General features: G+C 25.4%; 7 protein-coding genes. 1 reads left to right on the plus strand and 6 read right to left on the minus strand.

Going from position 1 to position 10,659, the window contains the following annotated elements; genetic code table 11:
* Positions 1-241: 241 nt before the first annotated feature.
* The gene (gene thsA, locus Q0087_RS04325) at positions 242-1,864 is read right to left on the minus strand and encodes a thermosome subunit alpha (RefSeq protein ID WP_297898054.1); all 1,623 of its coding nucleotides are present in this window, start codon (positions 1,862-1,864) and stop codon (positions 242-244) included.
* 738 nt (positions 1,865-2,602) lie between these two features.
* Here thsA and Q0087_RS04330 point away from each other — a divergent pair.
* Positions 2,603-3,223, plus strand: a complete 621-nt coding sequence (locus Q0087_RS04330; RefSeq protein ID WP_297898056.1) for a cyclase family protein — start codon at positions 2,603-2,605, stop codon at positions 3,221-3,223.
* Positions 3,224-3,492: 269 nt separating this feature from the next.
* Here the strand turns inward: Q0087_RS04330 and Q0087_RS04335 are convergent, their stop codons facing one another.
* The 5 genes from Q0087_RS04335 to Q0087_RS04355 all read right to left on the minus strand — a co-directional run bounded on the left by Q0087_RS04335 (position 3,493) and on the right by Q0087_RS04355 (position 10,246).
* Positions 3,493-4,977, minus strand: a complete 1,485-nt coding sequence (locus Q0087_RS04335) for a hypothetical protein (protein ID WP_297898058.1) — start codon at positions 4,975-4,977, stop codon at positions 3,493-3,495.
* A gap of 740 nt (positions 4,978-5,717) precedes the next feature.
* A complete protein-coding gene (gene asd / locus Q0087_RS04340; RefSeq protein ID WP_297898060.1) occupies positions 5,718-6,767 on the minus strand; it encodes an aspartate-semialdehyde dehydrogenase in 1,050 nt (349 codons plus the stop codon).
* 294 nt (positions 6,768-7,061) lie between these two features.
* The gene (dapB, locus tag Q0087_RS04345) at positions 7,062-7,883 is read right to left on the minus strand and encodes a 4-hydroxy-tetrahydrodipicolinate reductase (RefSeq protein ID WP_297898062.1); all 822 of its coding nucleotides are present in this window, start codon (positions 7,881-7,883) and stop codon (positions 7,062-7,064) included.
* A gap of 116 nt (positions 7,884-7,999) precedes the next feature.
* Positions 8,000-8,893 carry a 4-hydroxy-tetrahydrodipicolinate synthase gene (gene dapA / locus Q0087_RS04350; RefSeq protein ID WP_297898064.1) on the minus strand — a complete coding sequence of 298 codons (894 nt, stop codon included), beginning with the start codon at positions 8,891-8,893 and terminating at the stop codon, positions 8,000-8,002.
* A gap of 132 nt (positions 8,894-9,025) precedes the next feature.
* Entirely contained in the window at positions 9,026-10,246 is a 1,221-nt protein-coding gene (locus Q0087_RS04355; protein ID WP_297898066.1) for an aspartate kinase, read from the minus strand.
* Positions 10,247-10,659: the final 413 nt, after the last annotated feature.

Consider the following 10,659-nt stretch of genomic DNA (forward strand, 5'->3'; position numbering starts at 1 on the left):
TTTATATGATATTTACTAATTTTAATAATTTTATATGATATTTACTAATTTTAATTTAAATATTGATTGATTCATTATCTTATCTTTATTAAAATAACTTTTTATTAATTAGCAATTGATTTTAAAATAAGAATTAATATTTAAATTAAAATTAGTAAATTAGAATATGAAAAATAGAATCAAAAAAAATGAACCAGAAAAAATTATAAAAAAGAAAAAAAGAAAAAAAGATGTAAAAATATTACATCATAGGAGGCATTCCACCCATTGCAGAAGGATCCATACCACCCATATCAGGTGCACCTCCACCAACAGATGCAATTACATCATCTATTCTTAAAATCATTTCAGCTGCTTCAGAAGCAGATTGAATAGCTTGTTTTTTAACACGTTTAGGTTCGATTACACCAGCTTCTTTCATATCAGTAACTTCTCCTTCAAAGACATCAAGTCCCATATAAGGAGAGTTTTCATGAGAAGCTCTTAAATCTACTAAAGAATCAATACTATCAAGACCTGCATTTTCAGCTAAAGTTTTAGGAACAACTTCTAATGATTCTGCAAATGCATTTACAGCTAATTGTTCTCTTCCACTTATAGATTCTGCATAATCTTTTAATTTTTTAGCCATTTCTATCTCTGGAGCTCCACCGCCAGCTACAACTTTACCATCTTCTACAGTAGCAGCAACTACACCAATAGCATCTTCAACAGCTCTTTGGATTTCATCAACGATATGTTTTGTGCTTCCTCTTACGAGTAAAGTTACAGCTTTAGCTTCTTTACAATCTTCTACAAAGATCATATCTTCACCAGATATTTTCTTTTCAGTTACTTCTCCAGCAGAACCTAAATCTTCAGCAGAAAGATCATCTATGTTAGATACAACAGTAGCACCAGTAGCTTTAGCTAATTTTTCAATATCGGATTTTTTGACTCTTCTTACAGCCATAATTCCTTCTTTAGCTAAGTAATGTTGTGCTAAATCATCGATACCTTTTTGAGCAAATAAAACATCTGCACCAGAATCTGCTATTTTAGCTACCATATCTTTAACCATATTTTCTTCTTGTTCAATGAAAGCTTGCATTTGAGCAGGGTCAGTAATACTGATTTCAGCATCCATTTCAGTTTCTTTCACTTCAATAGGAGAGTTAATTAAAGCTATTTTAGCATCAGATAAATCTTTAGGCATACCAGGATGTACTCTTTCTTTATCAATGATTACACCTTGAACTAAAGTAGATTCATCTACAGTAGCTCCTTCTTTCTTCTCAATTTTAATGTGATCAGTATCTACATCATCGCCTTCAGCTACTTGTTGTACAGCATCAACAACTAACTTAGCTAAAGGTTCACGAGCTTTTTCAGTTCCTTTACCAGTCATAGCAGTCATAGCAACTTTTACTAAGGTTTCTTTTCCAACATCATCAATAGAAATTTCTTCTAAAATTTCTTGAGCTTTTTCAGCTGCTTGTCTGTAACCCATAGCAATTATAGTTGGATGAATATCCATATCTAATAAAGATTCAGATTTTTTGAGGAGTTCTCCTGCAATAATTACAGCAGTAGTGGTTCCATCCCCTACTTCATCTTCTTGAGTTTTAGCTACTTCTACAAGCATTTTAGCTGCAGGATGTTCAATATCCATTTCTTTTAAAATGGTTACTCCATCGTTAGTAACTACAATATCTCCTAATCCATCTACAAGCATCTTGTCCATACCTTTTGGACCGAGTGTAGTCCTTACAGTTTCAGCTAATACTTTACCAGCTAAAATATTATTTCTTTGAGCATCTCTGCCTAAAATTCTGTTTGTACCTTCAGGTAAAACTAATATTGGTTGTCCTTGGCCTTGTGCCATAAAAATCACCTCATAATTTATTTTTTAAATAATATATTTAAAAATTTAATATCTAATTAATATATCCATAATATTACTTTAAAATCCATTAAATAAACTAATATTATATTTAAAATAATTTCCCACTTAATTACAATAATGATAAAAGTTAATAGATATTAAATATGATAATATTTAGCTACAAGATAGCTAAATATTTTATATAATCTATTAATTGAGTTATAGCATTTATATTGTAAAAATAAAAATTATCTTAAATAAATAGATATATCAAAGATATTTAAAATTTATTAACTTCTATTAACTTTAATAAATTTACAATATAAAGTGGGTTTGAGGTTATATATAAATCTTACGGAAGTTCTATAGTTTTCTAATAATTTAAATATAACTATTAAAAAAAGTAATACCCAAAAATAATCCAGAATATATTAAAAATATACTATAAATTAGTGATAATAATACTAAATTAGTACAATTAATTTAAACTAATAAAAAAATCTTAAATTAGTACTAATAATTTTATTTAAAAATTAAAATATTCTAAAAAATAAAAAATAGAATATTTAAATAATAAAATATTTGAATTAAAATAAGGAATATTATAATATTGATAGATATATAAAATATTTGAATTAAAATACTGAATATTATAATATTGATAGATATATAAAATATTTGAATTAAAATACTAAATTTATAAATATTTTAATATTATAATGTTAATAGGTATATAAAATGAAATATATTGATTTGAGCCATAAATTAAATAAAGATACACAAGTTTATCCTGGGGACCCTAAATTTGTTATAGAAAAATTCAGTACAGCTGATGATGATTATTTTCTATCAAATATAAACGGAAGTCCACATACTGGAACACATATAGATGCCCCATATCATTATATTAAAAATGGAAAAAAAGTCGATGATTTAGATATTAATACTTTAATAGGGAAAGCTACGATCCTAAAAACAAAAAGAGAAATAGTTAATGATAGTATAAATATTAAAGATATTGATATCAAAAATCCAATTGAAAAAATTGTTATTTTAAAAACAGAATGGTATAAACATTGGGGCAATGATGATTACTTTACTAAAAACCCTTATATCTCCAATGAATTAGCTGACATGTTAATTGAAAATAAAGTTAAAGGAGTAGCTATAGATACATGTTCAGTTGATAAAATAGGTGAAACAAAAATCCATAAACGATTTCTTAAAAATGATATATGGATTGTAGAGAATCTTACTAATTTAAATAAGTTATCAAAAAATAATTATTATTCTTATTTTATTCCAATGAATATAGATGCTGAAGCTTCATACATCCGAGCTTTTGTTAAAGATGAATAAAAATTAAAGTGAATAAATTAAAATTTTTCAGAATAGATAAAAAGCAATCAAAATATAATATTTAAGAATAAAACTAATTAAATATTATTTATATTATAGATATAATTATATTCTAGATATAATAAAAATTACAAAAATATAGATTTTATAAATTGAATTTTATATAAAATTTAAAAATTTTTATAAAAATTAAAAATAAAAAATTAATATAAATTAATTAAAAAATAAAGAAATAAAATTAAAATAAAAAATTCAATAAAATAAGATTCCTATTTTTTATCTATTTTAATCCATTTACTTTCTTGAGGGTTTTCAGGATCTTCAGGTTTTAAATAACCTTTTCTTTCTAATCCTCTTATTATATTGTTTATATTGTTGTAAGAAATATCTTTAAATGCAATTTTACGAATATAGCTATGTATTTCTTGAGAATCCATTGGGTTTTCAGGAATTAAATAATAAATTTGAGACTGGAATGATGTTAAATCACTCTTTGGAGATGAAGTTATTTTTTTATAATTATTTCTTATTGACAATAGCTCTTTATTAGCTTGTTTACAAGAATCTAATTCCTTTTTAAGATTTATTAATTCATTATTATTATTATTTATAATATTATCTTCACTATCTTGAATATTTTTCAGTTCATCACTTTTTTCAAAAGATTTTTCACTAATCAATATTTCAGAATCTAAATCATTATTTTTATCTAAAGATTCCTGAGATTTATTAGTGAAATTTTTATCTAAATCTGAAAATAATCCTTTAATCTCTTCTAATCTTTGGATTTTCAAATCCTTAATATTAATTTCATCTTTCACTCTATCATATTCTGCTTTAGAAACATTTTGATCCTTAATTTTTCTTATCTCTAATTTTTTCTCATTAAGTTCATTAACTAACGATTTAATCTTATTGTCTTTTTCAACAATTTTGTTAAGTGCAGATTTTAAATTTGCATTAATCTCTCCTAATTCCTTGATTTTATATTGTTCAATATCATTTTCAAGAGAGTTTTTAATATCATTAAAAGATAGTTTAATTTTTTCTAATTCCTCAATTCGATTATCCTTATCTGACAATTTTTCTTCATAAGAATATTTTATTTCTTCAAAAGATTTTTGAATCTCTTCTAATTCGTTAATTCTAATTTTTTTATCTTCTAATTCTTTTTTAATAGATTTAAAAACTTCTTGATCTACAGAAGCTGATTTTAAAATTTTAATCTCATTATCTTTAGAATCAATTTCCCTTTGAAGCCCTATTAAATTATCTTTACTGAGTATATCACTTTCTAAATCATTAATTTTTTCTTTATATGAATTTATATCATTTAAGAGAGAATTAATTCTTTCATCTTTTTTAACAATTGTATCCAAAGAAGACTCTAATTTATCGCTATACTCTTTAAGTTCCTGTGTTTTAAATTTTTTAAGATCGTTTTCAAGAGCAATTTTAATATCATTAAAAGAATCTTTAAAATCACTTAAATCTTGGATTTTTAATTCTTGGTTGTTTATTATATTCTCTTTATTATTGAGAGAAACTTGAAGATTGTTTAAATCAACTTTAAGATTAGAAATTAAATCTTCTTTCTCTTTAAGAGTATTTTTTAATTTTTCAGCAGTATCATCATTTTTTAAAAGATTTTTTTCATTTTCAAGGTTCATGAGATCTATCTTAAGCTCATTAATTTCTAATAAACAAGATTTCACAAGATTTTGTAGCTTAATCTTCTCTTTATCTTCTACCATAATATCACATTTCCCTAATAATGATAATACATAAAAAGCATAATAAATCCAATTTTTAACAATCTTTTAATTAAATCCATATATATAATTCAAAACTCAATAAAATTTATACCTTTTAATACCATTAAAAGCATTCAATGAATATTTCAATATAATTTTAAAATTAATATGATTAAATCATGATTTATATTAAATACTAATTATATAACAAATATAAGCTAATTTATAATAATATAAGCTAATTTATAATAATATAAGCTAATTTATAGTAAATATAAACTAATTAATAATAAATATAAGTTAATTTATAACAACTATAGATTAATTTATATTAAACATGATATTCATCATAATCAAATATAATGAGAAATTATTGAAATAATAAATTATGATTTAAATCATATTCCAATTAATGTTAAATTGTTTATTTAAAGTCATATATATAATTATTTGATTATTTAGCCTTATTAAAAAAAATATAATAAAAAATATAATAAAAAATAGAAAATAAAAAGTAGAAAATAAAAAAATTAAAAAATAAAATTTAGAAAATAAAGTAAATCATGAAATAATATTTTGAAATAATTATTAAAAAATAACTTAGCATAATTATTAAAAAATAAATTTATTATAATTTATTAAAAATAAATTTATTATAATTTATTAAAAATAAATTTATTATATTAAAATCTTAAAGAAAAAGTTTAAAGATGTAATAAAATAAAATTTAAAAAAAATAATTATAAAATAGTTTTATTAATCAATTCAGCATTTAAAATAGAAGCTCCAGCTGCACCACGAATAGTATTGTGACCAACTAAAACATATTTAAAACTATTATCAAATACTGGATCTTTTCTAAGCCTACCAACAGTTACAGCCATTCCACCATCGGCATTTCTATCCATTCTTGGTTGAGGTCTATTTTCTTCTTCTTTAACGATTACAGGATTTTTCGGAGCAGAATAAAGGTCGAGTTCCTGAGGAAGTGCTTTAAAATTAGCCATATCACTTTTTATGTTGTTTATATCAATATCTTCAGCTAATTCAATAAATACTGCTTCAGTGTGACCATCTAAAACAGCTACTCTATGACAAGAAGTAGTAAGCCCAAATTGAGCAGGTTTTATTTCCAAACCATCTAAATCTCCCAATAAATGAAGAGTTTCACTTTCCATTTTTTCTTCTTCACTACCTATATATGGAACTAAATTATCAACAATAGCCATTGAAGGAACACCATTGTATCCAGCACCAGAAACAGCTTGCATAGTTGATACATAAACCCTGTTTATATCATATTTATCATAGATTGGTTTTAAAGTCAAAGTTAGTGCAATAGTACTACAATTAGGATTAGTAACTATAAAACCGTCCCAATTTCTATTTTTCTGTTGTACTTCTATAATATCTAGAAATTCAGGGTTTACTTCAGGAATTACAAGAGGAACATCTTTTTCCATCCTCATAGCACTTGCATTAGATGCAACTATAAAATTCTCTGCAAATTTTGGTTCAACAATAGCTGCATTTTCAGTAGGAAGTGAGGAAAATAGTATATCAACATCATTACTTATTGCAGATGGTTCTGTTTCAGATACAACAATGTCTTTTACAGAATCAGGCATAGCATCATCAAGATACCAAGTTGTAGCATCTTCATATCTTTTACCTGCTGAACGAGAAGAAGCCGCTAAAGCACTTATCTCGAAATCAGGATGTTTATCTAACAGCTGAATAAATCTCTGTCCGACCATTCCAGTTGCACCAAGTACTCCTACATTTACCATCATATCACCAAATTATTATTATTATTATTATTATTATAATTTAAATAATTATAATTTTATTATTCTAATTTTATTATTATAATTTATTATTATAATTTATTATTATAATTTTCATTTATTATTCATTAAATAGCCATATTTACTATTTATATTAAAATTTATCAATTATATAAAATTATAACTATAATTAATACTATATATTAAAATTTATCAATTATATAAAATTATAACTATAATTAATAGATTATATTAAAATTTATAATTTTTTAATATTATTTTTTTATTAATTGAATATTATTTAATTCCTAAAACATCAGCCATATCACTAACTTTACCAGATTCAGAATTCATTACAAATCTTAAAGACCTCATAACACCAGCTATAAAAACTTCTCTTGTATGAGCCCTATGAGTAATTTCAAGGCGCTCGCCCTCACCAACAAACATCACAGTATGGTCTCCAACAATATCTCCCCCACGTATTGCATGAATACCGATTTCATCTTTAGTTCTTTCTCCAACAAGACCTTTTCTACCATAGACACCAACATCCTCAGTATCTCTACCAAGAGAATCTGCTATCACTTCAAATGCAGTCATTGCTGTTCCAGATGGAGAATCTTTCTTTTTATTATGATGAGCTTCAATTATTTCAATATCAAAATCATTAAGAATTGGAGATAAATCCCTTAAAACTTTAAAGAAAACATTGACCCCAATCGCCATATTTGAAGAAATTACTGCCTTAATATTGGATTTCTTAACAATTTCGGTAATTTCATTAGATTGGTCTTCAGTGAAACCTGTAGTTCCAACAACAAGATTAACACCAATTAAAGCAGCAATTTTTATAGTTTCAAATGCAGCATTAGCTATTGTAAAATCAACTAAAACATCAGGCTTTGATTCTTTTAATACTGATTCTAAATTTTCAGCACCACTTGTTTCAACACCAATATTTCCAATACCAATAACTTCCCCAATATCTTTTCCTTCAAGAGGAGTATTTGGTATTTCAATAGCAGCTACTACTTCAATATCATCTTGTTCAAGAATTTTTTTAATAATTCCAGAGCCCATTCTTCCAGCAGCTCCAGTCACAGCAACTTTTAACATATTATAGCCCCATAATCTAAAATTTAATTGTATTAATCCCAATTTTAAATCTAATTTTTTATTCTAATCTTAAATTTAATTTTTTCATTCCAATCCTACAATAATTTTAAATAATTTTATAATAAATCTAAATCATTTAAAACTTTTTCAACTTTTGAGAGATTTTCATCTTTTAATGGAGCAAGAGGCAATCTTATATCCCCAGAAGGCCTTCCTAACATTTTTAAAGCTACTTTAGTAGGAACAGGATTACTTTCAATGAATAAAACTTTCATTAAATCATACAATTCATAATGTAATTCCATAGCTTTTTCATAGCTACCATCCAAACAATTATTAACTAATTGACTCATTCTAAAAGGATCAACATTAGCTACAACACTGATAACTCCTTTAGCACCCATAGACATCATAGGAAGAGTTAAATCATCATTTCCAGATAAAATTGAAAATTTATCATCTAAATCTGCTTCAATTAAAGTTTTTTTAGTTTTAGATAATTTATCAAGATCAGGGTTGGCTTCTTTTATACCTACAACATTTTCAAATTCAGCTACATTAGCTATAGTTTCTGGATCAATATCTGTACCAGTACGAGAAGGAACATTGTAAACTATAATAGGAATATCAGAATTGTTATTTATAGCTTTATAATGTTCAACAAGCCCATGAGGTTGTGGTTTATTGTAATAAGGAGTTATGACAAGAGCCATATCAGCACCAGCACTTTCTGCATATTGAACAAGCTCCAATGCATCGTTTGTTGAATTACTTCCTGCTCCAGCTATTGTAGCAACCCTACCATCTACTTCCTCAATTAAAATATCAATAAGTTTTTTTTGTTCAGGAATCGTAATAGTAGCTGATTCCCCAGTTGTTCCAGCAGCTAATAAACCATCGACACCATTTTCAATTAAAAAGTTAATGTTTTTTCTATACCCCTCTTCATCAACTTCATTTTCTTCTGTAAACGGTGTAATCATAGCTACTGCAGTACCTTCAAAATTCATATTTTTCCCCTCTTACATTCATTATTTTAAATATCTCTAAATTTTTACAAACTTTAAATTCAAATATCTCTAAACTTTAAATATCCCTATATTTTTATAAATCTAAATTTCAAATTTATCTAAAATTTATAATTATTTTAAAACGTTTTTAACCAATTCAAAAGCTTTTTCCCCATCGGCCCATTCCACAAAGATAACAACAGCAGTTTGAGAAGAAGATATCTCAACAATATTGATATTATTTTCTCTTAATGGAACAGTGATATCCGATATAATCCCCGGAGTTTCAACAAAATCGGGACTAACAAGAGTCAACATAGCTATTTCTTTACCTAAAGAAAGAGAGCTAAGTTCTTCAGAATCAATAACCATATCATGTAATAAATGATAAGCTTTATCAGAATTCTTTTTATTAATGAAAACAGTTACTGAATTTTGACCTGCTGAAATGCCAAATATGTTTATATCATTTTTAGCCAATATTGTAGTCATTTTAGAAAGTAAGCCTGGTCTTTTAAGCATTCCATCTCCAACAATAGCTACAACAGATATTGGTTCTGGATATAACATGGTGGTTTTCATCATTTCACCTTCATAAGGACCAACAATAACAGTTCCTGATTTAGAAAGGTCACCATTTTCATGGCTTATAATTTTAGCATTAATCATTGGATCCTTATATTTTAAAGCATGCGGATGAAGTACTTGGGCTCCATGTGTAGCTAAATCTCTCATTTCTTCTACAGATATTTTATCAAGCTTTTTAGCTTTTTGAATCTTATTTGGATCAGTAGACATTACTCCATCAACATCAGTAACAATTATCACTTCATCAGCATTTAAACAATGTCCTAAGAAGAAAGCTGTAATATCACTTCCACCCCTACCAAGAGTAGTGATTTCTCCATCTGGCCCTTTACCTAAAAATCCACATACAACAGGAATTATACCTTGATCTAATATTTTAGTCAATTCTTTACTCATAATCTCTGAAGATTGAAAATCAATTTTAGCTTCAAGAACTTTATTATCGGTTAAAAGAGGCCATTTATCAGAGTAAGGATCAATATATTCAGATTTAACCCCTAAAGACTCAATCACTGAAGACATTACTCTTACACTAGTCATTTCACCCATAGATAATATTTCTGCCATCTGTTTATCAGTAACATTAGAATCCACAGAATCTTTAACAATCTTTATAAGGTTGTCAGTTGTCTTGTTAATTGCAGATACTACTACAACTACTTTATTACCCTTCATATATTCATTAACAACTGATTGGGCTGCTTTTCTTATTTTTTCTCCATTTCCTATCGAAGTTCCTCCGAACTTAGCTACTATTAGTTCCACTAGCTTCACAACCTTCTATTCTTTAATTATATCATATTTATAAACATTATTAATACAATAATCAACATTAATTTTTTATAATATTCATAATTATAATAATTCTTATTAATAAAGTTAGCTATTGTATAAAAATCACTTAATATAGAAAATCAATAAGATAGAAATTAAAAATAAGTTATGAAAATAATATTATGAATAAAATAATAAGAATATTGAAAATATTAAAATCAAAATATAATTTATAAATCATTCAATACATTTCAAATAATGATAATAATAATAATAATAGAATATAAATTACCAATATTTAAAATAAACAGACCTAATAGACTAAATTATAATATAAAAAACCCATATCTAAAATAAACAGACCTAATAGACTAAATTATAATATAAAAAACCCATATCTAAAA

This window comes from uncultured Methanobrevibacter sp., from assembly GCF_937881195.1.
GTDB lineage: Archaea > Methanobacteriota > Methanobacteria > Methanobacteriales > Methanobacteriaceae > Methanobinarius.